Raw genomic sequence first — 24,289 nt, 5'->3', positions numbered from 1 at the left:
GACGATGCCGGGGTTAACAGGGGGAGTGTTTTGACAAACTGGTCGGAACAAGGGTGTGAAGCCTGCAGAGAGGGCGTCCTATCTAGCGAATGGTCGCCCGAGACTGTGGCGCGGTCTGGTGGGATCAGCCTTCCTCCCAGGCTCGTTGCAAGTAACTTACAAGCACATGCTTACTTGCATCATTGCGGCCGTTGCGGGGCTTGGTGGGAGTTTGGTGAGCGTTCTGCCAAGGTAATCGACGAAGCCGAAGCACGGCTTACTTTTGAAGCCTACTTCGCGGAACACGGATGATCGCTTTCGACCCAGAGCAGACATATTTGAGGTAGTCACCGGTAGTAATGTTATCACTCGTTCTAAAATCCAATTGACAAGCGATGGACGTCCGGAATATGCAGCGCACTGTTATCGACTACCGCGAAAAGACTGGATTCAGGCCTGTCGACACATTCAGTCATCTTCGCTTGAAAGATCTTGAGTCGATGCAAGCGTTACTCGCTTTACTGGGTGAATTGAATGATGACCAACCAGAATATCGCTTTCTTTGTACGCTTGATGACTTGGGGCAATGTTGCTACACCAGTAATCACGCATTGGAGCAGACGGCCCTTTGCATAAGCGCCGATAAGACTGATTTCGATAATCCTAGCTCGGTCCGGGAATTCGAGCTCAGGCGCCTTTCTCATGTAATGAGCCAGCTGCAAAACCCAGATTTGGTTCTGACTTGGGAGGGCGTGGTTGGCGAACTGATCGCGACTGACGAAGATATTCAGACACTAATAGCAACTAATCGCCATCCGTCGAGCATGCTGGATCGCGTGGTATACGTTCAGCGACTCCCCGTGCCGCGTGACGATCTATTGATTGCCGGAATACCCAATGGCTATTTTAGTAGCGATTGGAATGTATTTCAGAATCATGTGGTAATCCAGCACATGCAAGAGCAATACGGCTATCGGTTCTTTGGAATTGGTGCATCGTGGCTCGGTTTCGTGCGCCCCAGCTCGTTGGAGATGGCCGAGGCGGAACATTTGATGGATGATCTGGCTGGACTTTACGGTTGCACTGACAACAAGTCACAAGGCCAATGGAAAGAGTTGGAAAAAGTATTGCTAGCTACCCGGACTTTGTTCCTTTGCTACACCGAAAATTTTGGTAGGTGATTGCTGTCGCTCAACGGTCTAAATTATTCAAGGAATTCTTAGATTTGGGATGTCGGCTTTTGACTCATTGCGGCCGACTCGGCGCACAATCAGTGCGTCCGTCACGATAGGTAATCAGATGTCAGGAAATCTTCATGTCCCACTCAAATGATCCACTTTTTGATGCCGGACGCCCTAATCCAGCTATGGCTGGAATCCCGCTTCGTTTTAATAGCTCCGGAGCGGAGCCTGACGAGTCCCGCATCGCAGAAGCCGCCAGAATTCTCGCAAGACCAGTCAAGTTCGTTGACGCTGATGGGTACGAACAGGAAATCATTGCTGCTTCCTTTGGTCCTGACGGCGCAATTGCCTACGTCGCATGCGCCGCCAAAGAACTGAGCGAGTATGTGGACGTCTCATTTGAATTTCGGTTGCGCGGAGATCCCGTAGGCGAAGTCGCCTCAGAGATCGTCAGCTACAACCCCTATTTCGGTTGCGACGTGCGGTTCTTAGACTGGTTTGGCTCCACGTCTGTGCTGATTTATCGAGAGAAGCACGACACCTATATAGCCGAGTGCACCATGGAAGGCGCAGCGCAATACAAGCCGATTTCCGACTACTGGATCACCAACGGTGATCGATTGGGCTTCTGGAAGTACAAGGGTACGGAAGTGAGGATTTTTGCGCTTCCAACGTTGGAAGAGCTTGCACCAATGTCAGAGGCTCAAGCCGTTGCGGCCGGTCTCTGTCCGACCAAGCATTGGTAGCAAGGGTCGACAGCGAAAACGTCCGCTTCCATCCATAGCAGACAGTTGGCGAGCAAGAAAACTGGCGTTTTAGGGAGAGTCGTGATGGATTTTCTAGTTCTACCGGAAAGTAGGCTCAACGAAGAGGCATTCGATCGCTTTCCGGTTTGGTCTGAGCACTATGACTGGGACGAGATTGAAGAGATCGAACGGTGGGGCCTAGATCGCGAACACGTGCTCGAACTTTTTTCACAAAATTCTCCCGGAAACGAGCATTGCGTTTACACGATGCTTGAATCGAACCCATTCCCGCCGCGCATGCGCATTTTTATCCGCGCCACGATTCGAACGTTGGACGGGCAGCAATTGAAAGGGTTTGTCATGAACGATGATGCATACGTTTTGACCGTATTCCACGGGGGCGAAACATTTTCCTTCAGTCGACACCCCGCACTGTGGAGTGATAACGAGAGTTATAGGCGTCAACTAATGGCTTCGCTCGGCACATCCAGCGACATCTTCCGGTTGAGCTACGAGACCGGGTTCAATGATATTAGTGGGCGCCCCATAGCGGGTACGTTTGCTTGTGGTGGTCCAGGCGCGTAGCGCGGCTTCAAAGCCAGCCAATTGAAATACCGCATGGAGCACGTACATGAGATTTGACGACATATTCCGTGCTGACGGCACCAATCGGGGTGGATTGCTATCCGTTCTGGATCAGTCGCTTTCGAGACAAGCTCTCAGTTCTTGGCGATGGCTCCTCGGTCAGGATGCTGTTGCTGTGGTTGCGAGCAGTCTGGGGACCTATTTTTCTGGTCTGAAACGCGCGGGGCAATCTATTTTTTGGATATTCAACGAAGCTCATCGACGTTTATCGACAAAAGTTTCGATTGGTTCTTCAATGACTTCCTTACCTCGGATGAAATGCTAGACCAAGTGCTTCATCGCACCTTGTTCCTTTCCCTCAGCGCGCGCCTGTCCCCCCTCATTTACGGTGAATGCTTTATAGCGCAGCCATGGCCGCGGTTGGGTGGAAGCGGGAGTGAAGATACTTATGTGAAGGGCTTGCTGAGTGTCTATACAAATCTTGTTGGGCAGTCGGTCGAACAAGCCATGAGCATCGAGCGTGCGCGGCGCTCCTAAAGACAGCTTATAGTGTCGCCAACCCGCGTCAGCTTTCGACCCGAAGCAGAACTTTGTTGACGGCAAGTATTCGCAATTTTGCTTGGAGAAACTGCGTGATGAACTTCTATGCCAGACTCCTTGTCGCGGAAAAGCCAGAGACATATTCACAGGCCGAAGTAAATGAACTCTGTTCTACTATCGCTTCTGCCCCCGGCGTCGAAGAAATAACCAGAGTAGCTAAACACTTCAAAGGTGGCTACGACGTCGCGGTCCAGTTGACTGATGGCTCAGAAGGGCCTTTCCTTGATTATCTTTGGAAGGCGGGTTATCGACCTTCGATCTAGCGTTCGTGGCAAATGTTCGCTTTCAACCCAATGCGGACACTTTATGGGTTAGGGTCTTGTCTGGAGTGAAGGAATGGCCATCGACTGGGACCGCTTGGCGGATCGCTATGCGCAGCTCATTCAGGCAGGCCCAAGAAGTCAGCCTGAGCTTTCGGCAATTGATGACTTACTCGGTGAGGCAGCGTCCGGCTTCCCTAAGAACAGAGTGCCTGATCTTGCTTGGTTCGTTGCTGCGCTCAATGAACCCAGGAAGAAATGGTTCGTCGCAAAGACGCTGGAGCGGGTGAATCCCGTCCCCAGCATCTTGCTTGACCCGCTCCTGGCAGCGGCGTTGGAAGAATCCAACCCAAGTGCCAATCGGGTCTTCATAGCCCCGTGCGTGCGGACGTTTGGCAAAGAGGCGGTCAAGGTGCGTCTCAATGAGCTTGCCGCCCAGTCAGAACGCTACGCTGATGAAAGCCTCGCCCAGGCCATGTACTGGGCGGAAGCAAAGAATTAACGTCAGCTTCCGACCCAGAGCGGATACCGCTAGCGACCGTGCCGTGATCGTTAGCCTAACAAGGAAGGACCTCCAAACATGCGATCGGCAAAACCGGAGTGCGCGTCTTGCGCCCGGGATGTGGCAACGTGCGCTCCGCGACAAGGTTAAGTCACTGCGACAGGGTTTAGTGCGACTGCGACAAGGTTAAGCATCGCCGACATCTGTCCAAGGTAGCGTTCCGACTGTCGCTTTGCACCGTTCCCCATTTGCACCAACCCGGCGCATTGCCCATGATGGTGCAATGAGCGAGAACGAACCCCTGGGCTGGGCGGAGCAGATGTCGACCGGATTGGCGGTGGTCGATGGTGCGCTGCGGGTGCAATGGATCAATCCGGCGCTGGTCGAGATGCTGGGGCTGGGCTTGCGGCATGCGCAGGGGCAGCCGCTGGCGGGCTTGTTGCAGGAGCCCGGGGTGGTGGAGCAGGCGGGGCGGAGTCTGGCGGAGCAGCGTTCCGTGCAGTGCCGGGGGGTGGTTTTGCCGGGGGCGCAGAACGGTGGCGGGCGGGTGGATGTGGCCTTGCAGCCGCTGGATGCCGGGCGGCTGTTGGTGGAGGTGCATGCGCTGGCGGATGCGGGTTCGGCGATATCGCCTTTGTCGGCCACGCTGCGCGGCTTTGCGCATGAGGTGAAGAATCCGCTCGCCGGCCTGCGCGGTGCGGCGCAGTTGCTGCAGCGGCGGCTGGACGATGCGGATATGCAGGCGCTGGCCGGGATGGTGATTGCGGAGGCGGATCGGCTGGCGGCGCTGGCCAATCGGCTGCTGCATCACGATGGCGCGCCGCAGTTGGGGCCGGTGAATCTGCATCAGTTGCTGGAGCGCCTGAGCGAGCTGATCCTGGCCGAACCGGCGGCGCCGCGTGTGCGCCACGACTACGATCCGAGCCTACCGGATGTGCACGGTGATGCGGATCGCCTGCAGCAGGTGATGTTGAACCTGGCACGCAATGCAATCGAAGCCGGTGCGCGCACGCTGACCTTGCGCAGCCGTGTCGAGCACGGTGTGCGCCTGGGCGAGCGCATGTTGCGCAGTGCGCTGCGCCTGGATGTGATCGATGACGGCCCTGGCGTGCCCGCGGCCTTGCGCGACACCTTGTTTGAGCCGCTGGTCTCCGGCCGCGCCGATGGCACTGGCCTGGGGCTGGCTTTGTCGCGCGAGATCGCGCACGAACACGGCGGCGAGCTGCGTTATGCCAGCCGCGCCGGCGGAACAGTGTTTTCGCTGTATCTCCCTTTGCCGCCACGCGTGGGCGCGGCGGCTTCTTCGGCGGGACGTTCCGATGGCTAAGCAGGTTGAAACTTCCGGGATCTGGATTGTCGACGACGATCGCGGTGTGCGCTTCGTGCTGGCGGAGGCCTTGCGCGATGCGGGTCTGGCGGTGCGCGAATTTGGCGATACCGCCAGTGTGCGCAGCGCCTTGCGCGATGCGACGCCGGCCTTGCTGATTACCGACGTGCGCATGCCTGGCGATGGCGGTCTCGCCTTGCTGGAGGAATTACGCGCGCGGCAGATCGGCCCGGTGATCGTGATGAGCGCCTACACCGATGTCGCCACCACGGCGGCGGCGTATCGGGCTGGCGCGGTGGATTACCTGGCCAAGCCGTTCGACCTGGATCAGGCACTGGCAGCGGTGCAGCGCGCGCTGGCCGATGTGCCGCATGCGCAGGCCACGATGGAAGCGCCCGCCGCACCGGCGCACGCCCTGCTGGGCGACAGCGCGCCGATGCGCGAAGTGTTCCGCCTGATCGGGCGCGTCGCCGCCAGCGATCTGAATGTGCTGGTCACCGGCGAAACCGGTACCGGCAAGGAACTGGTGGCGCGCGCGCTGCACGAGGAAAGCGCGCGGCGCGGCAAGCCCTTCGTCGCCTTGAACACGGCTGCGATTCCCAGCGAACTGCTGGAAAGCGAATTGTTCGGCCATGAAGCGGGCGCGTTTACCGGTGCGGCGCGGCGCGTGTCCGGGCGCTTCGAACAGGCCGAAGGCGGCACCTTGTTTCTGGATGAAATCGGCGACATGCCGCTGATCCTGCAAACGCGTCTGCTGCGCGTATTGGCCGGTGGCGAGTTTTATCGCGTCGGCGGCCGTGAATTGATTCGCTGCAATGTGCGCATCGTGGCGGCTACCCACCAGGACCTGGATGCGCGCGTCACGGCCGGGCAATTCCGCGCCGATCTCAAGCATCGCCTGGATGTGGTGCGGATCGAGCTGCCGCCGCTGCGCCAGCGCCGCGGCGATATTCCACTGCTGGCGCAGCATTTCCTGGCCAGTGCAGTGCAGGAGCTGAAGTTGCCGCCCAAGCGGTTTTCCAAAGCGGCGCTGAAGGCGATCGCGCAGCGCGATTTTCCCGGCAATGTGCGCGAGCTGGAAAACCTGTGCCGGCGCCTGGCGGTGATTGCGGCGGGTACGGAAATTCTGCCGGCGGACATGGGCAAATCCGGCGATGCGCCGCGCGGCGACTGGACCGATGCCTTGCGCGATTGGGCCGAACGCGCGCTGGAGCACGATGAAGCGGATATCCATGCGCGTGCGCGCGAAGCTTTGGATCGCGTGTTGCTGGAAGCGGCGCTGGCTGCCAACGAAGGCCATCGCCAGCATGCAGCGGCTGCGCTGGGCGTGGGCCGCAATACCTTGACGCGCAAGCTCGGCGCCTCGCGCGTCCGGCGCAAATAATTCAGTGGAGTATCAGCAGTGACGATAACGATACGTCTGGCCGAACGCAGCGACGCCGCTGCAGTGGCCGAATGGAATGCGGCGATGGCGTGGGAGACGGAGCACAAGCGTCTCGAGCATGAGGTGCTGGCGCGCGGTGTGGCGGCGGTATTCGATGAGCCAAGGCGTGGTTTCTACCTGGTGGCCGAGCGCGATGGCGAGCCGGTGGGTTGCCTGTTGGTGACGTATGAGTGGAGCGATTGGCGCAACGGCGATTTCTGGTGGATCCAGAGCGTGTATGTGGCACCGCAGGCGCGGCGAGGCGGCGTGTTTCGTGCGCTGTATGCCGATGTCGCACGGCGCGCTGGTGAAGCGGGTGCGGTGGGTTTGCGCTTGTATGTAGAGACAGAAAACCTGCGTGCGCAGAGCACGTATCGGGACCTTGGCATGGAGCAATGCCACTACCTGATGTACGAGCAGATGCTGAAGTGACGGTAGGTTGGGTTAGCGCAGCGTAACCCAACGATCCATCTTCGTAGCGACATCGTTGGGTTACCCCCGGATCAAGTCCGGAGCAACCCAACCTACGTACTCGCGGTAGCGGATGCCTGCAAGGTCAGCCGCTCTTCCAGCAAAGCCGCCGGCATCGGCGCACCGAACAGGAAGCCCTGCATCTGCGAGCAGCCGGCTTCGCGCAGAAACGCACTCTGCACTTCGGTCTCTACGCCCTCGGCGATCACGTCCTTGTTGAGGCTGCGCGCCATGGCGATGATCGCGCTGGTGATGGCGGCGGTTTCCGCATCCTGGGTGATGTCGCGCACGAAGGCGCGGTCGATCTTCAAGGCATCGACCGGGAAGTGCTTGAGATAGGAAAGGCTGCTGTAGCCGGTGCCGAAGTCGTCCAGCGACAGGCGCACGCCGCGTTGGCGGATGCGCCGCAATAGGCGGATGGTGCCGTCGCCGCCGCTCATCATGGTGCGTTCGGTGAGTTCCAGTTCGAGCAGGTTGGGATCGAGGCCGGTTTCGTTGATGATGCTGTCGAGCCGCTCATAAAACCCGGCGTACTGGAATTGCAGCGGCGAGACGTTGACGGAAACCGGAATCGGCCGCCCGTCGCGCTGCCAGCGACGCGCCTGCTGACAGGCTTCGCGCAGCACCCAGGTGCCGATCGATACGATCAAACCCGTATCCTCGGCCACCGGGATGAATTGATCGGGCACGAACAAATCCTTGCCGTCCACCTGCAGGCGCAGCAGCGCTTCCGCGCCCACGATGTGGCCAAGCCGAGCATCCACCTTGGGCTGGTATTGCAGCGACAGCTCGCCGTGCGCCAGCGCGTGGCGCAGCACGTTTTCGATACGCTGGCTGGCAACGGTGCGCTGGCTCATTTCCGGTGCGTAGAAGCAGTAGCCGTGGCGGCCCTGCGTCTTCACTTCGTACATGGCAGCGTCGGCGGTACGCACCAGCGCGTCCGGTTCGGTGGCGTCGCGCGGGAACAGGCTGATGCCGATGCTGGCACGGATATCCAGCGGCGGCAGATGCGCCACATGGGTCTGCGAGCAGGCATCCAGCAGGCGCTGGGCGTAGCCGGCGGCTTCGTCGGCATCGTCCACACGCGGCAACAACACTACGAATTCGTCGCCGCTGTAGCGGAAGGCCATGTCTTCGCTGTCGCGCAAGGTGGCGCGGATCTGCTGCGCCACCGCCTGCAGCACCTGATCGCCCACGCCGTGGCCGAGTGTGTCGTTGATGCGGCGGAAGTGATCCAGATCCAGATACAGCAGCGCACATTGGCGGTGCCGCTGGGTGGCCATCGCCGCGGCCTGTTCGATACGCGCGTACAGCAGGCTGCGGTTGGGCAGCCCGGTCAGCGTGTCGTGCTGCGCCAGCTGGATCATCTTCAGCGCCAGCGTGCGGTTCTCGCTGATATCGTGGCAGACCAGCACGCCGCCGGTGACATTGCCGGCGTGGTCGTGGATCAGCGCCGCGGAATTTTCGATCGGCGTTTCGAAGCCGTTGCGGTGAAGCAGGATCGCGCGGCCGCTGAAATCGACGATGGCGTTGCGGCGCATCGCCTGGCGCAGCGGGTTGTCCAGCGGCTGGCGATTGTTGATGTCGCGCAGGCGGAATACATCGTCGAGCGGGCTGCCCTTGGCATCGGCGTTGGACCAGCCGGTCATCGCCTCGGCGATGGGATTGAGCGAGGTGACATTGAGCGAGATGTCGGTGGTGATCACCGCATCGCCGATCGAATTGAGCGTGACTTCGGCCAGCTGGCGTTCGCGGAACAGCGCTTCTTCGTATTGCTTGCGCTTGGTGATGTCCTGCACCTGGCTGACGGCATAGTTGGTCTTGCCGGATTCGGAACGGATCTGCGCCACGCTGAGCAGCACGTGCACCACGTGCCCATCGCGGTGGATGTAGCGCTTCTCGGTCTGGAACGCGTCGCGTCGGCCGCTGGTGAGCTGGCCGGCCAAGGCTTCGCTGAGCGGCAGGTCGTCCGGATGGGTGAGATCGCGCCAGTTGAAGGCGCGCATTTCCGACTCGCTGTAGCCAAGCATGTCGCACAGCGCGGTGTTGACCTGCTGATAGCGGCCGTTGGGCAGGATCAGCGCCATGCCCACGGCAGCATGATGGAAGGCCTGCGAGAAGCGCTGCTCGCTCTCGCGCAGCTGTTCTTCCAGCGCGTGGCGTTCGGTGATGTCGGTGAACACGGTGAGTACGCCGCGCAGGCGGCCGAACTTGTCGAGGTCGGGCGTGAAGCTGCCATGCACATAACGGCGGCGCGGCGCGCTGAACATCTCGCCTTCGTAACTGGCATCCTGCCCGCTCAGAGATTGCAGCAAGGCGGCGCGTGCGCGCAGATAGCTTTCCGGATCCAGCACTGCGCTGACCAGCTTGCCCACCATCGTGCGCGGTTCGATGTCGAACCAGCGGCGGTGCGCTTCGTTGGCAAACACAAAGCGCTCGTCGCGATCGATATAGGAAATGAGTGCCGGGACGCTATGCACCACATGGGCAAGCAGATCCGCGGCCGCTTGCGGCAGCGGCAGTTCGCCTTCGATGGGGTGTGTTGCCTTCGGCATGCCGTTCCCGGATCAAGGCTGCTGGGCCTGCGTCCGCACATGATGCGCCGGAGCAGGTCGGATTTGCATCATGCCTGAAGCCTTGCCGGGACGGCGGACGTTCCTTAGTGCAAGGCAGCGGCCGGTGCGCCGAGCTGGCCGTCGTCGTCGAGCTGAATGCGGCCCAGTGCATGCAGGTCGCTGGGGGTGCCGAAGCGTTCTGCCAGCGTGGCGATCATCGGTCCCAGTGCTGCGGCATGCAGGGGATAGCCATGCGCCAGCACGCGTGCACGGCCGGCGGCGCCGCGCTGGGCGACCGTGATGGCGACCACGCCCAGGCCGGTGGCTTCGTGGGCGAACAAGTTGGGCGCATCGTAGGCTTCGTCGACCTCGCCGAAGGTTTCGGCCAGCCATCCGGGGCCTGCTTCGGCGTGGCCGCTGAAAGCTTTGTCAAGGAAAAGTGAAAGTCCGTGTGCCTGCAGCAGGGCCGCGTATTGGCGCAATTCGAATACCGCCCCGGCGAAGGCATGCGTGCGCTCGCCGATATCGCCGGTCTGCGCGGCCAGCCAGTGTGCCGGCGACTGCGCCCATACCTTGCCTTCCGCATAGCGCAGCGCCAGGCCGCGTGCGCTTAGCACCGCTTCTTCGCGATAAGGCGTGAGCATGGCCGCTTCCAGCACTTGCCATAGCGGCGCGAGGTTCACGTGTTCGTATTGCACACAGGTGAGCGCGAGCAGGTCGTTGCGGCTGAGAAAACGCGCATGCTCCAGCCGGATACCGAAACAGCGCATCAGCCAGTCTGCGGTGCGCGCACCGGTTTCGCCGCGCCCGACCAGTTCCACTTCCAGCTGTTCGGACAGTTCCTCGGCCAGCGTTTCGGGTACCAGCAGGCTGAGCGGGAGCAGGCGCATCGGGCCGTCGGCGTAGGCGGGATCGGGTTCCAGCGGCTGGGCCGGCATGTGGCCTTCGTGGCTGCCAAACGCCACCACGTTTTCCAGCTGCCCACGCGGTACGCGCCGAGCCAGTTCATCCAGCGTGGCCCACACCGGAAAGCCGGGGCGCAGCAGTTCGACTGCGTCGAACAGGGCGCCGGCCAGCGCCAGCCGGGCGTTCGCCACTGCGGGTACCAGCCGGTGCAGATCGTCGGCGATCAAGGCGGCCAATTCGGCTGCTTCGTCGCGACTGAGGATCAGGTGCTGCGGCTGTTCGCCCGCAGACAACTCCAGTGCCAGCACAATGGGCAGGGCTTGCAGCGGACCGGCTTCCACGCGGTAATTCCTGAAAAGGGGGCCGGCCAGTGTAACAGGCCGCTAAAAAGCGCCCGATTCGCGGGTTTTGGGCGGTAGCAGGGGCAGCATCGGATGGTGCCTGGCGGACGCCCCGGGCACCTGCACGCAAGCGGCACAAGCAGACATGTTCCCGACATTTCCCCAACGTTCGCTGATATTGCGACCGCCCGGGCTTTCACTGCGCCACGCAGCGGGTTAGCCTTGCCAGACTCAAGCTGTTTCTGGACTCCTCAGGCTATGGAAAACACGCTGCAGCGCGTCGGTGTCATCGGCGGTGTGCGCATCCCGTTCTGTCGCAACAATACGGCGTACGCGGATGTGGGCAATTTCGGCATGTCGGTGAAGGTGCTGGGTGCGCTGGTCGAGCGGTTCGGTTTACATGGCGTGGAGCTGGGCGAAGTGGCGATGGGGGCGGTGATCAAGCACTCCTCCGAATGGAACCTGGCGCGCGAGGCGCTGCTCAGTTCCGGCCTGGCGCCAACCACCCCGGGCATCACCACGGCGCGTGCCTGCGGCACTTCGCTGGATAACGCCATCATCATCGCCAACAAGATCGCCACCGGGCAGATCGAGGCGGGTATTGCCGGCGGCTCGGATACCACCAGTGACGTGCCGATCGTCTACAGCCAGCGCCTGCGCAAGCGTCTGCTGGCCGTGAATCGCGCCAAGACGCCGATGGAAAAGCTGAAAACCGCCGTGCGCGGTTTTTCCTTGAGCGAACTGAAGCCGTCTTTTCCGGGCGTGGCCGAGCCGCGTACGGGCATGTCGATGGGCGATCACTGCGAAAAGATGGCCAAGGAATGGCATATCGGCCGCCAGGAGCAGGACCGGCTGGCGCTGGAAAGCCACCACAAGCTGGGCACGGCGTATGAAACGGGTTTCTTCGAAGATCTGGTGGTGCCGTTCCGCGGTTTGAAGCGCGACGGCTTCCTGCGCCCCGACACCACCATGGAAAAACTGGCCGCGCTCAAGCCGGCCTTCGACAAGAGCTCGGGACTGGGCACGCTCACTGCGGGCAATTCCACCGGTCTTTCTGACGGTGCTGCCGCGGTGTTGCTGGCTAGCGAGGCCTGGGCCGCCAAGCGCGGCCTGAAAATCCAGGCCTGGCTGCGCGATGCGGAAGTGGCCGCGGTGGATTTCGTGCACGGCGAGGGGCTGCTGATGGCGCCCACCGTGGCGGTGCCGCGCATGCTCGCGCGGCATGGACTGACCCTGCAGGACTTCGACTTCTACGAAATCCACGAAGCCTTCGCCGCACAGGTGCTGTGCACGCTGCGTGCCTGGGAATCGGCCGACTACTGCAAGAACCGCCTGGGCCTGGATGCGCCGTTCGGCAGCATCGATCCGGCCAGGCTCAATGTGCACGGCTCCAGTCTGGCCGTGGGCCATCCGTTCGCCGCCACGGGCGCGCGCATCGTCGCCACCCTGGCCAAGCTGCTGGAGCAGAAGGGTTCGGGCCGCGGGCTGATCTCTATCTGTACCGCCGGCGGCATGGGCGTCACCGCGATTCTCGAGCGCAACTGAGTAGATCGTTCGCATGCTTCGCTTGCGCACTACCACGGGCTTGAGCGTGCTGGCGCTGGTGATCGGTGTGATAGCCACGCAGTGGCTAAGTGATTTGACCGGCAGCAGCGCCGAGCCGCGCGGTGTTCATCGTGCGGCGCTGCATCGAGCGGTTGCGCAGCATGTGGCGCATCGTGCGCATGCGATTGCGAAACCGATGCTGGCTGCCGTGCGAGTGCACTACGCGCCTGTCGCCGCGAACAGGGCGGTGCATCCTGCAGCTGTGGCCTGGGTACCTGTATCGATGCCGATGTCGTCGTTGCCGTTTGCGCAGATGCGCGATCACGATGCGGGCGATCTGGTTTTGCACTTGGTGGTGGATGCTGGAGGCCAGGTGACGCAGGCCACGCTGGCGCAATCCAGTGGCGACGCCGTGCTGGATGCGAATGCGGTGGCGATTGCGCACAACTGGCGCTTTGCGGTGCCGGCGGATCATCCGCTTGGCTTCAGTGGCGATTTGCCCTTGAGTTTCGGTACGACGTCGGCGCAATTGGCGCAGATGCGCTAATCGCTTGCGCCGGAATGACGTGCGGCTGTTGGCTGCGAACCAGCTTGGCCCGATGGGCCACGCAAGAGCGTTTAAAGAACGCCCGTGACTCCCGCCCCAAACGCCGTAATCAAGCGCGTATAGAGCAGCTTCGGCGAGATCGCCACATCCGGAAAATCGCCCACTGCCTCATAGCAGCGGCTGAAATCCGGATTGTCCGGTTGCATCGGCGGGCAATCGGCTTTCAGCTGATAGCTGGTCGCATAGCGAAACGGCCACAGATCGAAGAACGGCAACTTGGCCGAGATATCGCCGATCACCTGGCTGATCTGCCCCAGCACCGGAATGACCGGTTTGCGCGGCGCGATGATCCAGGCGTTCTGCGCCTCGGTGGCATGCAGGATGGAGCTGCGCAGTTCGTTGGCGAAGCGCTGGTCGTACACGATCACGCCAGCCTCGGTGTTGTAGTGGTCCGAGCGTGGATCGAAGTTGTGCGAGCCGACCATGGCGAAGCTGTCGTCCACCACCAGCGATTTCGCATGCAGGCCGAAGCGGCGTCCGGCGCTGAGCAGCGGTGCCGGTCGGTTGCGCCGGCCATTGCTGCCGAACAGGCCGGGGCGGCGTTCGGTGCCGGCGAAACGTTTGTGCTGGCCGCCGGAGGTGTCGGTACCCACGTCGGTTTCATCCTCGCTATCGTCATCCTGGTCGACGATATTGGCCTGCACATAGGCATCGGCGGCTACCGGCGCATGCGGCTTCAGTTCGTAGATATCGAAGCCGTATTCGGAGAGATAGCTTTTGCGGTGCTTGTAGGACACCGCATACACGGCAAATGCATCGGTGGATGCCAGCGAATTGGTGGACACCGTGATCTGCGGCGGCGACGGCTCTTTGTGCAGCTGCCGGAAGATTTTCTTGGCGTGCCGGCTCATCACCAGATACGGCGTCTGCAGCACCACCTCGTGCTGCGCCTGGCTGATCAGATGCATCAGGTGGTTGGTGAACTGCTGGGCTTCGCGCCGCTCGGGCCGTTCGGTCTTGGCCGGGCGGTCGCTGAAATATTCCACCTTGCCGGTGATCAGGCTAGGGTCGACCAGGTGCTGGGTCAGCCAGTCCGGGTCGTGCGCTTCGTCGATCGCATCGGTGACGCGCGCAGGGTTGAGGTATTGCGGTGCCGGCCACGGCGGCGGCGCGGGATCGCCGACGATCAGCCGGTTTACGTCGCGCAGATGAGTCAACGGCACCGAGCGCTTCAAGTTCCAGAACAGGTTGAAGCTGGCGGCCATTTCCTGCGCGGCGGGGCCGCCGACCATCACGTCGCGGTCGAGGTAATTGAAGTCGTTGTCCCAGTTGAAATAGCGATCCTGGTAATTGCGCCCGCCGGTAATGCCGATGCGGTCGTCGACCAGGATCAGCTTGTTGTGCATGCGCTGGTTGAACTTCATGAAGCAGCACAGGATGCCGGCGGCGAATTCCAGCGGCGGCGTGCGCGAATTGTGGAAGGTGGGGTTGTACAGCCGCACCTGCAGATTGGGGCTGACGCGCGTGAGGCGCTCGAGCAGGTTGGGGTCTTCGAACGAGAACAGCTGGTCGGCCAGAATGCGCACGTCCACGCCGCGCCGCGCGGCGGCGATCAGCTCGTTGAGGATCAGCTGGCCGGTGTCGTCTTCATCCCAGATGTAGCTCTGCACATCGATCGACTGACGCGCGGCGCGAATCAGGTTGATGCGCGCAACCATGGCCGCTTCGCTGTCGTCGAGCAGGGTCACCACATGCTCGGGCTGGCTGGGGGTGGAGCGGGCGATGGCCTGGTCGGCGGCGTCCAGCAGCGGCGAGGGTACGGCGCAGCGGTCGGGACGGTTGCAGCTGTTCTGGCGGTCGACGCTGGCGGCAACGATGGCGTCGGCGCGCTGGATCTGCGCACGCGTCAGCGTGCAGCCTTGCAACAAGGCGCCCAGCAAGACGATGACGACGAGACCGCGGTGCAGTTGCATCCGCGCATGATAGCGGCGGCCTAGCGGTTTTCGCGTTGCAGAGTGATGGAGAGATTCAGCTCCACGCTATCGGATAGCGGCAGGTGGTCGCCGGTCATGCCGAAGGTGCTGCGTTGCACGCGGCCGTGCAGGGTAAGGTGGCAGGGCGTGGATGACTGCTCCTCGCAATGCGCCGGCTGCACCGCGAAATGCACCGGTGCCGTGACGCCGCGCAGAGTGAGGTTGCCGGTAAGTATGCCGCCGCTGTCCAGCTCGGCCTGGGCCACCGGATCGGAAACGAAGTGAATGGTCGGATGGTGATCGGCGTCGAAGAAGGCCGGCGCCAGCAGCCATTGGCGCATGCGCTTGGAAGGCATGCTGACGCTTTGCACCGGAATCACCGCGTCCACCACCAGGCTGTCCGGCGACGGCCCGGGCGCAACCTCGCCAAGCACCTGGGTGAAGTTGCCGCCGATATGTTCCAGCCAGAGCAGGCGCACCTGGAAGCTGGCCTGCGAGGCGGCGGAGTCGATGTGATAGTCGGCTTGATGTCCGGCCGCCACGGCGGGCAGCCAGCACAGGGGTAACAGGATTTGTCGCAGCCTTGCGTAACGGATCGCCCTCACGGCGACCAGAACGCATCCAGTCGTGCGTTGCCCGGCTCCAGCGGGCCATCCAGGTGAAGCACAGCCAGGCCGGCCGGCGGCATGCCGCGAAATTCATCCGAGCGGCCTTCCACCAGCAAGGCAACCAGGCGTTCGATGCCGGGGTTGTGGCCGATCAGCATCACCGTGTTCGCATCCAGGTGCTGATCGAGCAGGGCCAGCAGTTCACCGGGCGTGGCGTTGTAGATTTCCGCCGCGGTTTCGATGACGGGGGCCTGGTCCAGCGCCGCGAGCGCCAGGCTGCCGGTGGCGCAGGTGCGCTCGGAAGGCGAGCACAGCACGCGGTCGAGGCGCACGCCGTGCGCCTTGAGCCAGTCGCCGGCGGCGCGTGCTTCCTGTTCGCCGCGGCCGCTCAGGCGGCGTACCGCGTCTTCACCACCCGGCGGGGCGGTCTGGGCTTCGGCGTGTCGTAGCAAGATCAGTTCGTGCATAGAGGCTCCGTATTAATGCTGGCGCTTGATCCAACGCAGCAGCGGCGTCCAGTCTTGTTGGTGTCCGCGCACTTGCTCGGAGCCGTAGTCGAAAATGCCCTTGCCCAGCGAGGTCAGCAACACGTAGGCCTGGGTGTCGCGCAATTGCGCCACCACCGGAAACGGTGCCTGTTCGGACAGTTGGGCAATCGCCTCCTGGCTGGCATGCGTCCACGGCTTGAGGCGGTTGCCGACCAGCGCCACCGGCAGTTTGCCGCGCTTGATCCGGCTGATGCCGCGCAGGTGTTGCAGGAAACCCAGGGTGGCGTGCAGATCGAATGAGGATGGCAATACCGGCACCACCACCATGTCGGCCTTTTCCAGGTAAGGCTCGAGCTCGCGCTCATGCGAACCGGCGGCGGTATCGATCAGTACGCGGTCGGTATCGTCGGGAAGCTTGTCCAGCGCCTTGCGGCCCCCTTCCAGGGCCAGTACGCCGGGAACATTGTCCGGACGCAGGGCGGCCCAGCGGAAGCTGGAGCCTTGCGGATCGCCATCGATGATGGCGGTGCGCTTGTTGTCCTGTGCCCAATGAGAAGCCAGCTGGGTGACCAGCGTGCTTTTACCGCAACCGCCCTTGCTGCTTGCTACCAGCACCGTAAGCATCGGTTACCCCTGATGGCGTGAGGTGGAGCCAAGGTTAGCAACAGGGCGCGAAACGGGGAACAGGTAGCGAGAAATGCGATGGTCTCCGGAGGTGCCGGTGTTTCGCCTGCCGCCGGTTCGCGCGGGCTGCTCAGCGGCGCGCGAACGTGCGGTTCCAGCAGTGGGTGCCGGTTTGCCTACGGTGCGTTGCCGGGTTTGCCCGGCTGCCAGTCGGTCGGCGCATCGGTAGGAATGCCATCGTCGTGCAGGGCCGCCAGCACCAGGCTCATCTGCGTGCCGCCGCTGCGCGCCAGCGCCAGCAGATGCTGCGATTGCGCCTTGTCGTTCTGCGCCCGCAGGGATAGCGCGGCGAAGTTCTGCACCTGCCAGATCAGGTTGCGGCGGGCGTTCTTGGCATCCTGCTGCTGGCCCGGATCGGCATTGAGCACCTCGCGCAGATGCAGGCCCAGCGAGCGGGCCAGCGGGCTGGAACCCCATTCCAGCAATTTGCCCAGCTTCAGGCAGTCGTCCTTGATCCCGTCGTCCTTGGGCGCGTTGGCCTCGCAATACTGTGCGGTGTCGCGCAGTGCCGGCTGCGGCATGCCGGCGGCGCTGCCGAAAACGATCAGGGTCTGCACGCCTTCGGCACCGGCGGCGGAGTTGGGATCGATGGTGGCGTTCGGCGGCGGCAAGGTGCTGACCGTGCCGGCCAGCGCCTGCAGGCCGATGCCGCTGTAGTCGTCATACAGCTTGGCGCCGGCGGCCTTGGCCAGATCCTGGCGGGCGTCGTCCTTCTTCGAGCCGTTGATGTCCTGACTGAGCTGCAGCAGCCATACGGCCGCATTGTCCGGGGCCTGCTGCACCAGCTGGGCCAGGGCATTGCGGTTGGGGCAGTCGCCCTGGGTGTTCGGGTCGCAGTCGGCCAGGCGCGCCCAGCTGACGGCCGGACCGGCGCCGTCGCCGTGCGAGGCGCGGTCGATCAAGGCATGGAAGGTCACGATCTTGGCCTGGCCGAGCAGCGGCCGCGCCAGCAGCGCGGCGGCGAGCAGGCGCTGCGGATCGGCGCTGGGGGCCAGCACGCTGACCAGATCGCCCTGGAACGAGGCCAGCGCCTTGTTGCGCGCTTGGGCCGCGCCGACGGCGCTGGCCGGAGCCTTGGCGGCTTGCGGGCGCGCCATCACGGTGGTGGATGCGCCGAGCAGGCAGGCAAGGGTCAGGGCGAGAGGGCGCCATCCGCGCATGGGCAGTGCTCCGTGGGTCATAAAAGCCGCCAGCATAGCCGGCACGGATTGAGGATGCTCTGAACGGTCAGCTCCGGCAGGCTCGCATAGGGACACTGGCACTCCCGCTCTTGTTAGGATGCCCGCTTGCCAACGCGGTACGCAGGAGAATGCTTGTGGAGTCGTTTTCGATGCTGGCCCAGGGGCATGCCCCATGGTTCGTCGGGTGGGGCACGCTGGCCTTGATCAATGCCGGCCTGGCCCAGGGCAAGAACCGCAGTGGCCTGGTCTGGTTCCTGCTGTCCGTGCTGTTCGGGCCGCTCGCCACCTTGGTACTGGTGCTGATGCCGAAAGTGCGGGGCCGGATATTTTGATGCCCGCCGGTTGGCGGGCATCGTGGCTGGGTCGATTCGTGCCGGGATAAGCGCCGGCCTTATTCGCCGAGCGCCTCGCGCATGAACTCGGGCATCGCCAGCGCGCCCTTGTGCACTTCGGCGTTGTAGTAGCGGGTGGCGAAGTTCTTGCTCAGCGCGCCGCGCTCGCGGAAGCCGGCCAGGTCGCCGCCCTTGCGCGCCATGGTGCAGCTCCACCAGCCGGTGGGGTAGCACGGCTGCGGGAAGGGCAGGGTTTTCACCGCGCTGAAGCCGGCGGTACGCATGGCCGAGCGCATCGACTTGATCAGCTCCAGATGGGCCAGCGGCGATTCGCTCTGCTGCACCAGGATGCCGCCATGGCGCAGCGCCTTATGGCAGCTGGCGTAGAAGGCGGCGTTGAACAGGCCTTCGGCCGGGCCGACCGGATCGGTCGAGTCGACGATGATCAGGTCCAGCGACTCGGGCTCGGCCTCGGCCATGTACTTGATGCCGTCGATAAACAGCAGCTCGGCGCGCGGATCGTTGTTCGACTCGCACAGCTCCGGGAAATACTGTTCGGCCAGGCGCGTGACGCGCTCGTCGATTTCCACCTGCGCCGCGTGCTCGACTTCCTCGTGCTTGAGCACTTCGCGCAAGGTGCCGCAGTCGCCGCCGCCGATGATCACCACGCGCTTGGCGCGCGCATGGGTGAACAGCGCCGGATGGGTCATCATCTCGTGATAGAGGAAGTTGTCGCGGCTGGTGAGCATCACGCAACCGTCGATCACCATCAGGTTGCCCCAGTCGGTGGTCTGGTAGATCTCGATGGTCTGGAACGGGGTTTTCTCCGCATGAAGCGGCTTCTCCAACCGATAACCGATGGAGGAACCGGAAGCCTGATGCGCTTCGGTGAACCAGCTGGGCTGCGACATGAGGGGAAAATCCTGCAGAACGTAGTTAAAGAGAAGTAATTGTAGCGGCAACGGCGGGCGGCGTCCCGGCGCGCCTGACCTCAAATTGTCGCGACGGCCTATTACAATAGGAATTCGGGCCATTGCTTGACGGCCCGCCTAGCCCTTCCGGCCCCGCGGCGTGCGAGGCTTCCGGCCGACGGGCTTCGGCTCCTATGAGCACGTTCGTCAAGGCTCGCCGCTGCGACGATGTCCCCCTGGGCCCCGCGGCCCACATAAGGAGATACCGTCCTATGGCGAATACCTGGAATACCGACACCGCCCGCCACACCTATGCCGTGCCCAATTGGAGCGACGGCTATGTCGACATCAACGACGGCGGCGATATCGTGATGCGTCCGCGCGGTGCGCGCGGCCCGGGTTTTTCCCTGCCCGAGATCGTCGAGCGCGCCCGCGCCGACGGCCTGCGCCTGCCCTTGCTGGTGCGCTTCCCCGACATCCTGGCCGACCGCCTCGCCCGCCTGCAGGGCGCCTTTGCCAAGGCGATCGGCGAATGGCATTACGCGGGCGGCTATACGGCCATCTATCCGATCAAGGTGAACCAGCAGCGCGGCGTGGTGGCCGAGTTGGTGGCGGCTGGCGAACATGGCTTCGGCCTGGAAGCCGGTTCCAAGCCGGAGCTGATGGCGGTGCTGGCGATGGCGCGGCCCGGTTCGATCGTGATCTGCAACGGCTACAAGGATCGCGAATACATCCGTCTGGCGCTGATCGGGCGCAAGCTGGGCCTGCGCATCCATATCGTGGTGGAGAAGCCTTCCGAGCTGGAGCTGGTGATCGCCGAAGCCAAGGCGCTGGAAGTGGAGCCGCTGCTCGGCGTGCGCGTGCGGCTGGCCTCGATCGGCGCCGGCAAGTGGCAGAACACCGGCGGCGACAAGGGCAAGTTCGGACTGTCGCCAACGCAGGTGCTGAGCCTGGTCGAACGCCTGGAACAGGCCGGCCTGAAGCACACCCTGAAGCTGCAGCATTTCCATATGGGCTCGCAGATTTCCAATGTGCGCGACATCGCCAACGGCATGCGCGAGGCCACCCGCTATTTCGTCGAGCTGACCCGCCTGGGCGTGCCGCTGGAGATCGTCGATGTAGGCGGCGGCCTGGGCGTGGATTACGAAGGCTCGCGTTCGCGCAGCCACAACTCGATCAACTATTCGATCGAGCAGTACGCCGCCACCATCGTGCAGTCGCTGGCCGAAGCGGTGGAAAGCGAAGGACTCAAGGCGCCGCACATTCTTACCGAGGCGGGGCGCGCCATGACCGCGCATCACGCGGTGATGGTGGTGAACGTCAGCGAAGTGGAAAGCGTGCCGGCCGGCAGCCTGCCGTCGGTGCAAGCCAACGAGCCGGCGGTGCTGCGCCATCTGCGCGAAGTGCACGAAGAACTGGATGTGCGGCCGCCGCTGGAACTGTTCCACGAAGCGCAGCATCACCTGCAGGAAGGCCAGACGCTGTACGCGCTGGGCCAGCTGTCGCTGGCCGACCGTGCGCATCTGGACGAGTTCTATTACGCCATCGTCAATGCCGTGCGTGCGCGCCTGCTGCCGGCCGAGCGCGCACATCGCCAGGCGCTGGACGACCTGGACGAAAAGCTGGTCGACAAATACTTCGTCAATTTCTCGGTGTTCGAATCGGTACCGGACGTGTGGGCGATCGACCAGATCTTCCCGATCGCACCGATCGCACGTTTGCACGAACAGCCCACCCGCCGCGGCGTGCTGGTCGACCTCACCTGCGATTCGGACGGCCGCATCGATCATTACGTCGATGCCGACGGCGTGGACGTCAGCCTGCCGCTGCATGCGCTGCAGGAAGGCGAAGCCTACCGGCTGGGCATCTTCATGGTCGGCGCATACCAGGAAACGCTGGGCGACATCCATAACCTGTTCGGCGACACCGACGCGGTGAACGTGCGCGTAGATGGCGACGGCTATGTATTCGCCCACCAGCGCCGCGGCGATACCACCGACCTGATGCTGGACTATGTCGGCTACGACCTCGAGGCGCTGCGCCGCAGTTATCGCGACCGTATCGCCGCGGCCGGCATTGCCGGCGAGCAGGCCGAGCGCCTGTTTGTAACATTGAATGAAGGTCTCACCGGCTATACCTACCTTTCCGAAAGCGTGCACGGATGACATAGCGGGGCGCTTCGAATGTCTTCGAAGCGCTCTCGTGTTGCACGGTGCCGCCCCTATATTCCCTTTCCCCCATCCGAAGGAGTGGCACATGGCAAGTCTCGACGGCAAGGTTGCATTGATCACGGGCGCGGCCAGCGGCCTGGGCAAGGCCATCGCGGAGCTGTACGCAAAGAACGGTGCGGCCGTGGCGATCGCCGATATCAACCAGCAGGCGGCCGATGCCGCGGCGGCGGAGATCAAGGCGGCCGGTGGCAAGGCCATCGGTGTGGAGATGGATGTCACCAATGAGGACGCGGTGAATGCAGGCACGGAAAAAACCGTGGCCGCCTTCGGCAGCCTGGATGTGCTGATTTCCAATGCGGGCGTGCAGATCATCAATCCGATCGACCAGTTCGCCTTCGCCGACTGGAAGAAAATGCTGGCGATCCATCTCGACGGCGGCTTCCTCACCACCAAGGCCGCGCTCAAGCACATGTACAAGGACAACCGCGGCGGCACCGTGATCTACATGGGCTCGGTGCATTCGCATGAAGCGTCGAAGCTGAAGTCGGCCTACGTCACCGCCAAGCACGGCCTGCTCGGCCTGGCCCGCACGCTGGCCAAAGAAGGTGCGGCGCATAACGTGCGCTCGCACGTGATCTGCCCGGGCTTCGTGCGCACCCCGCTGGTGGAAAAGCAGATTCCCGAACAGGCCAAGGAGCTGGGCATTTCGGAAGAGGAAGTGATCAAGAACGTGATGTTGAAGGACACCGTGGATGGCGTGTTCACCACCGTCGAGGATATCGCTCAGACGGCGCTGTTCCTGGCGGCGTTCCCGAGTGCGGCGCTGACCGGGCAGAGCGTGGTGGTCAGCCACGGCTGGTACATGCAGTAAGCCATCCTTGCCGAGCACCGTAGATCGTAGGTTGGGTTGGCGCCGCGTAACCCAACGATCTTTCTTCGTAGCGACATCGTTGGGTTACGCTGCGCTAACCCAACCTACGGTGCCCGGCGTCACGTCCTCACTTTAGGGAATCCCCATGAACATCGCCGACGTCAAGGCCAACGCCTTCGCCATGCCGCTGACCAGCCCTGCATTTCCGAAGGGCCCCTACCGCTTCGTCAACCGCGAATTCCTGGTCATCACCTATCGCACCGACATGGACGCCCTACGCGCCGTGGTGCCCGAGCCGCTCGAAGTCACCGAGCCGCTGGTGAAATACGAATTCATCCGCATGCCCGATTCCACCGGCTTCGGCGACTACACCGAATCGGGCCAGGTGATACCGGTGAGTTTCCGCGGCGAGAAAGGCGGCTACGTGCACGCCATGTATCTCAACGACCATCCGCCGATTGCTGGCGGCCGCGAACTGTGGGGCTTTCCGAAAAAGCTGGCCACGCCGGTGCTGGATACCGAAATCGACACCCTGGTCGGCACGCTCGACTACGGCAAGGTGCGCGTGGCCAAGGCCACCATGGGCTTCAAGCATCAAGAAGCCGATCGCAATGCGATCCTCGCCGGCCTCGCCGCGCCGAGCTTCCTGCTGAAGATCATTCCGCATGTGGATGGCACGCCGCGCATCTGCGAACTGGTGCGCTACTTCACCACCAACGTCACCCTGAAAGGCGCGTGGACCGGCCCGGCATCGCTGGAGCTGCATCCGCACGCGCTGGCGCCGGTGGCCGATCTGCCGGTGCTGAAGGTGGAATCGGCGCTGCACTACATCACCGATCTCACCCTGGACCTGGGCACGGTGGTCTACGATTACCTCGACGACAAGCAAGCGTAGGAGCGGCGGCATGACCGTGCACAAGACGCCTTCCGATCATCATCCTGCGCATCATCCCGCCCAGGCGGCCTACAAGATCACCGCTCTGGTATTGCAGGGCGGCGGCGCCCTGGGCGCCTACCAGGCGGGTGTATACCAGGCGCTAGATGAGGCCGGGCTGCATCCGAACTGGATTGCCGGCATTTCCATCGGCGCCCTGAACGCCGCGATCATCGCCGGCAATCCGCCCGAGCAGCGCGTCGCCAAGCTCACCGAATTCTGGGAAACCATCTGCAAGTCGGCGTTCTGGCCGAACCGGCCCGCGTTGCCGTGGCCGGAAAATTTCACCCTGCCGCAGATCTTTCGCGATGGCGTCAATGCCCTGGCCGCATGGCGCGCGCTGACCGAAGGCCAGTCGGGCTTCTTCCAGCCGCGCATGCCGCCACCGGTACTGCAGGGGCAGGGCACGCCGGCCACGGCGAGCTGGTACGACACCGCGCCGCTGCGCGAAACGCTGGAACGCCTGGCCGATTTCGATCGCATCAACGATGCGCGCACGCTGCGCGTATCGGTCGGTGCGGTAAACGTGCGCACCGGCAACTTCGCCTATTTCGACAATCGCCACGACACGCTGCGGCCGGAACATTTCATGGCCTCCGGCGCATTGCCGCCCGGCTTTCCCGCGGTGGAAATCGACGGCGAGTATTACTGGGACGGCGGCATGGTCTCCAACACGCCGCTGTACAAGGTGCTCACCGAGCGCCCGCACCACGATTCGCTGATCTTCCAGGTGGATCTGTGGAGCGCCACCGGTGCGTTGCCGCGCGACATGGGCATGGTGGCGGAGCGCTCCAAGGACATCCAGTTTTCCAGCCGCACGCGCCTGATCACCGAATACATGCACCAGAGCCGCGAACAGCAGCGCCTGTTGCATGAACTGATGGAACTGGTGCCCGAAGCCCAGCGCAACGATCCGGCGTATCGCAGGGCGGAACGCTACGCCAACGGCGCGCTGACCAACCTGATCCATCTGATCTATCGCGACAAGCCCTACGAGGGGCATTACAAGGACTACGAGTTCAGCGCCGCCACCATGCACGAACATTGGCAGAGCGGGCTGACCGACATGCGCCACACGCTGACGCGTCCGCACTGGCTGGATCCGCCCACGGCGGAGAATCCGTTCGTGACGCACGATGTGCACCGCAATTGAGCGGGGCGGCAGGGA

At 63.0% G+C, this 24,289-nt stretch carries 23 protein-coding genes; 15 read left to right on the top strand and 8 right to left on the bottom strand.

Going from position 1 to position 24,289, the window contains the following annotated elements:
- Positions 1-389: 389 nt before the first annotated feature.
- From IGX34_RS21625 to IGX34_RS21585, 8 genes are all read left to right on the top strand, one after another.
- On the top strand, positions 390-1,160 hold the full coding sequence (locus IGX34_RS21625) for a hypothetical protein (RefSeq protein WP_192557839.1): 771 nt from the start codon (positions 390-392) through the stop codon (positions 1,158-1,160).
- Between the two features lie 134 nt (positions 1,161-1,294).
- Positions 1,295-1,906, top strand: coding sequence for a hypothetical protein (locus tag IGX34_RS21620; protein ID WP_192557838.1), 612 nt, complete (start codon positions 1,295-1,297; stop codon positions 1,904-1,906).
- An 84-nt stretch (positions 1,907-1,990) separates the two neighbouring features.
- Positions 1,991-2,491: a hypothetical protein gene (locus IGX34_RS21615; protein ID WP_192557837.1), complete on the top strand. Its 501-nt coding sequence runs from the start codon at positions 1,991-1,993 to the stop codon at positions 2,489-2,491.
- Positions 2,492-3,123: 632 nt separating this feature from the next.
- Positions 3,124-3,354: a hypothetical protein gene (locus IGX34_RS21605; RefSeq protein WP_192557835.1), complete on the top strand. Its 231-nt coding sequence runs from the start codon at positions 3,124-3,126 to the stop codon at positions 3,352-3,354.
- A 73-nt stretch (positions 3,355-3,427) separates the two neighbouring features.
- On the top strand, positions 3,428-3,853 hold the full coding sequence (locus IGX34_RS21600) for a hypothetical protein (protein WP_192557834.1): 426 nt from the start codon (positions 3,428-3,430) through the stop codon (positions 3,851-3,853).
- Between the two features lie 283 nt (positions 3,854-4,136).
- A complete protein-coding gene (locus tag IGX34_RS21595) occupies positions 4,137-5,180 on the top strand; it encodes a two-component system sensor histidine kinase NtrB (RefSeq protein WP_192557833.1) in 1,044 nt (347 codons plus the stop codon).
- Positions 5,173-6,564 (top strand): nitrogen regulation protein NR(I), encoded by a 1,392-nt coding sequence (ntrC, locus tag IGX34_RS21590; protein ID WP_192557832.1) that lies wholly within the window; start codon positions 5,173-5,175, stop codon positions 6,562-6,564. Before IGX34_RS21595 ends, ntrC begins: the two co-directional genes overlap by 8 nt.
- 18 nt (positions 6,565-6,582) lie before the next feature.
- On the top strand, positions 6,583-7,035 hold the full coding sequence (locus tag IGX34_RS21585; RefSeq protein ID WP_192557831.1) for a GNAT family N-acetyltransferase: 453 nt from the start codon (positions 6,583-6,585) through the stop codon (positions 7,033-7,035).
- A gap of 92 nt (positions 7,036-7,127) precedes the next feature.
- Here IGX34_RS21585 and IGX34_RS21580 read toward each other — a convergent pair whose 3' ends face one another.
- Both IGX34_RS21580 and IGX34_RS21575 read right to left on the bottom strand, forming a co-directional pair.
- Positions 7,128-9,629: a sensor domain-containing protein gene (locus tag IGX34_RS21580; RefSeq protein WP_192557830.1), complete on the bottom strand. Its 2,502-nt coding sequence runs from the start codon at positions 9,627-9,629 to the stop codon at positions 7,128-7,130.
- Between the two features lie 104 nt (positions 9,630-9,733).
- A complete protein-coding gene (locus IGX34_RS21575; RefSeq protein WP_192557829.1) occupies positions 9,734-10,876 on the bottom strand; it encodes a hypothetical protein in 1,143 nt (380 codons plus the stop codon).
- 258 nt (positions 10,877-11,134) lie between these two features.
- Here IGX34_RS21575 and IGX34_RS21570 point away from each other — a divergent pair, with 258 nt between their 5' ends.
- Both IGX34_RS21570 and IGX34_RS21565 read left to right on the top strand, forming a co-directional pair.
- Positions 11,135-12,421, top strand: coding sequence for an acetyl-CoA C-acetyltransferase (locus IGX34_RS21570; protein ID WP_192557828.1), 1,287 nt, complete (start codon positions 11,135-11,137; stop codon positions 12,419-12,421).
- A 13-nt stretch (positions 12,422-12,434) separates the two neighbouring features.
- Complete coding sequence (locus tag IGX34_RS21565; RefSeq protein ID WP_192557827.1) at positions 12,435-12,968, top strand: energy transducer TonB family protein; 534 nt, start codon at positions 12,435-12,437, stop codon at positions 12,966-12,968.
- A 71-nt stretch (positions 12,969-13,039) separates the two neighbouring features.
- Here the strand turns inward: IGX34_RS21565 and IGX34_RS21560 are convergent, their stop codons facing one another.
- From IGX34_RS21560 to IGX34_RS21540, 5 genes are all read right to left on the bottom strand, one after another.
- Positions 13,040-14,941, bottom strand: coding sequence for a phospholipase D-like domain-containing protein (locus IGX34_RS21560; RefSeq protein WP_192557826.1), 1,902 nt, complete (start codon positions 14,939-14,941; stop codon positions 13,040-13,042).
- Positions 14,942-14,961: 20 nt separating this feature from the next.
- The gene (locus IGX34_RS21555; RefSeq protein ID WP_192557825.1) at positions 14,962-15,483 is read right to left on the bottom strand and encodes a YceI family protein; all 522 of its coding nucleotides are present in this window, start codon (positions 15,481-15,483) and stop codon (positions 14,962-14,964) included.
- 59 nt (positions 15,484-15,542) lie between these two features.
- Entirely contained in the window at positions 15,543-16,016 is a 474-nt protein-coding gene (locus IGX34_RS21550) for a SixA phosphatase family protein (RefSeq protein ID WP_192557824.1), read from the bottom strand.
- 12 nt (positions 16,017-16,028) lie between these two features.
- Positions 16,029-16,661 carry a nucleotide-binding protein gene (locus IGX34_RS21545; RefSeq protein ID WP_192557823.1) on the bottom strand — a complete coding sequence of 211 codons (633 nt, stop codon included), beginning with the start codon at positions 16,659-16,661 and terminating at the stop codon, positions 16,029-16,031.
- Between the two features lie 176 nt (positions 16,662-16,837).
- Positions 16,838-17,881 (bottom strand): hypothetical protein, encoded by a 1,044-nt coding sequence (locus IGX34_RS21540; protein ID WP_192557822.1) that lies wholly within the window; start codon positions 17,879-17,881, stop codon positions 16,838-16,840.
- Positions 17,882-18,030: 149 nt separating this feature from the next.
- Between IGX34_RS21540 and IGX34_RS21535 the strand changes: the two genes are divergently transcribed.
- A complete protein-coding gene (locus tag IGX34_RS21535; RefSeq protein ID WP_225737685.1) occupies positions 18,031-18,234 on the top strand; it encodes an antitermination protein NusB in 204 nt (67 codons plus the stop codon).
- Positions 18,235-18,293: 59 nt separating this feature from the next.
- On the opposite strand, the gene speE is transcribed toward IGX34_RS21535, so the two are convergent.
- Entirely contained in the window at positions 18,294-19,145 is an 852-nt protein-coding gene (speE, locus tag IGX34_RS21530) for a polyamine aminopropyltransferase (protein WP_192557821.1), read from the bottom strand.
- A gap of 272 nt (positions 19,146-19,417) precedes the next feature.
- Here speE and speA point away from each other — a divergent pair, with 272 nt between their 5' ends.
- From speA to IGX34_RS21510, 4 genes are all read left to right on the top strand, one after another.
- Positions 19,418-21,310 carry an arginine decarboxylase gene (speA, locus tag IGX34_RS21525; RefSeq protein WP_192557820.1) on the top strand — a complete coding sequence of 631 codons (1,893 nt, stop codon included), beginning with the start codon at positions 19,418-19,420 and terminating at the stop codon, positions 21,308-21,310.
- Between the two features lie 91 nt (positions 21,311-21,401).
- On the top strand, positions 21,402-22,187 hold the full coding sequence (locus IGX34_RS21520; RefSeq protein ID WP_192557819.1) for a 3-hydroxybutyrate dehydrogenase: 786 nt from the start codon (positions 21,402-21,404) through the stop codon (positions 22,185-22,187).
- Positions 22,188-22,332: 145 nt separating this feature from the next.
- The gene (locus IGX34_RS21515) at positions 22,333-23,082 is read left to right on the top strand and encodes an acetoacetate decarboxylase (RefSeq protein WP_192557818.1); all 750 of its coding nucleotides are present in this window, start codon (positions 22,333-22,335) and stop codon (positions 23,080-23,082) included.
- A gap of 10 nt (positions 23,083-23,092) precedes the next feature.
- Positions 23,093-24,274 carry a DUF3734 domain-containing protein gene (locus IGX34_RS21510; RefSeq protein WP_192557817.1) on the top strand — a complete coding sequence of 394 codons (1,182 nt, stop codon included), beginning with the start codon at positions 23,093-23,095 and terminating at the stop codon, positions 24,272-24,274.
- The last annotated feature ends 15 nt before the right edge of the window (positions 24,275-24,289 follow it).

This window comes from Dyella acidiphila, from assembly GCF_014863405.1.
In the GTDB taxonomy this organism is placed as follows: domain Bacteria; phylum Pseudomonadota; class Gammaproteobacteria; order Xanthomonadales; family Rhodanobacteraceae; genus Dyella_B; species Dyella_B acidiphila.
Note: the sequence above shows the minus strand (reverse complement) of the source record. Positions and strands in the feature narration are given on the sequence as shown.

Coding starts and splice junctions, on each gene's coding strand:
- IGX34_RS21620 (WP_192557838.1), top strand. CDS start 1,295: ATGTCCCACTCAAATGATCCACTTTTTGATGCCGGACGCCCTAATCCA.
- IGX34_RS21540 (WP_192557822.1), bottom strand. CDS start 17,881: ATGCGCGGATGGCGCCCTCTCGCCCTGACCCTTGCCTGCCTGCTCGGC.
- IGX34_RS21580 (WP_192557830.1), bottom strand. CDS start 9,629: ATGCCGAAGGCAACACACCCCATCGAAGGCGAACTGCCGCTGCCGCAA.
- IGX34_RS21550 (WP_192557824.1), bottom strand. CDS start 16,016: ATGCACGAACTGATCTTGCTACGACACGCCGAAGCCCAGACCGCCCCG.
- IGX34_RS21625 (WP_192557839.1), top strand. CDS start 390: ATGCAGCGCACTGTTATCGACTACCGCGAAAAGACTGGATTCAGGCCT.
- IGX34_RS21570 (WP_192557828.1), top strand. CDS start 11,135: ATGGAAAACACGCTGCAGCGCGTCGGTGTCATCGGCGGTGTGCGCATC.
- IGX34_RS21545 (WP_192557823.1), bottom strand. CDS start 16,661: ATGCTTACGGTGCTGGTAGCAAGCAGCAAGGGCGGTTGCGGTAAAAGC.
- IGX34_RS21515 (WP_192557818.1), top strand. CDS start 22,333: ATGAACATCGCCGACGTCAAGGCCAACGCCTTCGCCATGCCGCTGACC.
- IGX34_RS21510 (WP_192557817.1), top strand. CDS start 23,093: ATGACCGTGCACAAGACGCCTTCCGATCATCATCCTGCGCATCATCCC.
- IGX34_RS21535 (WP_225737685.1), top strand. CDS start 18,031: ATGCTTGTGGAGTCGTTTTCGATGCTGGCCCAGGGGCATGCCCCATGG.
- IGX34_RS21600 (WP_192557834.1), top strand. CDS start 3,428: ATGGCCATCGACTGGGACCGCTTGGCGGATCGCTATGCGCAGCTCATT.
- speE (WP_192557821.1), bottom strand. CDS start 19,145: ATGTCGCAGCCCAGCTGGTTCACCGAAGCGCATCAGGCTTCCGGTTCC.
- IGX34_RS21560 (WP_192557826.1), bottom strand. CDS start 14,941: ATGCAACTGCACCGCGGTCTCGTCGTCATCGTCTTGCTGGGCGCCTTG.
- IGX34_RS21520 (WP_192557819.1), top strand. CDS start 21,402: ATGGCAAGTCTCGACGGCAAGGTTGCATTGATCACGGGCGCGGCCAGC.
- IGX34_RS21565 (WP_192557827.1), top strand. CDS start 12,435: ATGCTTCGCTTGCGCACTACCACGGGCTTGAGCGTGCTGGCGCTGGTG.
- IGX34_RS21615 (WP_192557837.1), top strand. CDS start 1,991: ATGGATTTTCTAGTTCTACCGGAAAGTAGGCTCAACGAAGAGGCATTC.
- ntrC (WP_192557832.1), top strand. CDS start 5,173: ATGGCTAAGCAGGTTGAAACTTCCGGGATCTGGATTGTCGACGACGAT.
- IGX34_RS21595 (WP_192557833.1), top strand. CDS start 4,137: ATGAGCGAGAACGAACCCCTGGGCTGGGCGGAGCAGATGTCGACCGGA.
- speA (WP_192557820.1), top strand. CDS start 19,418: ATGGCGAATACCTGGAATACCGACACCGCCCGCCACACCTATGCCGTG.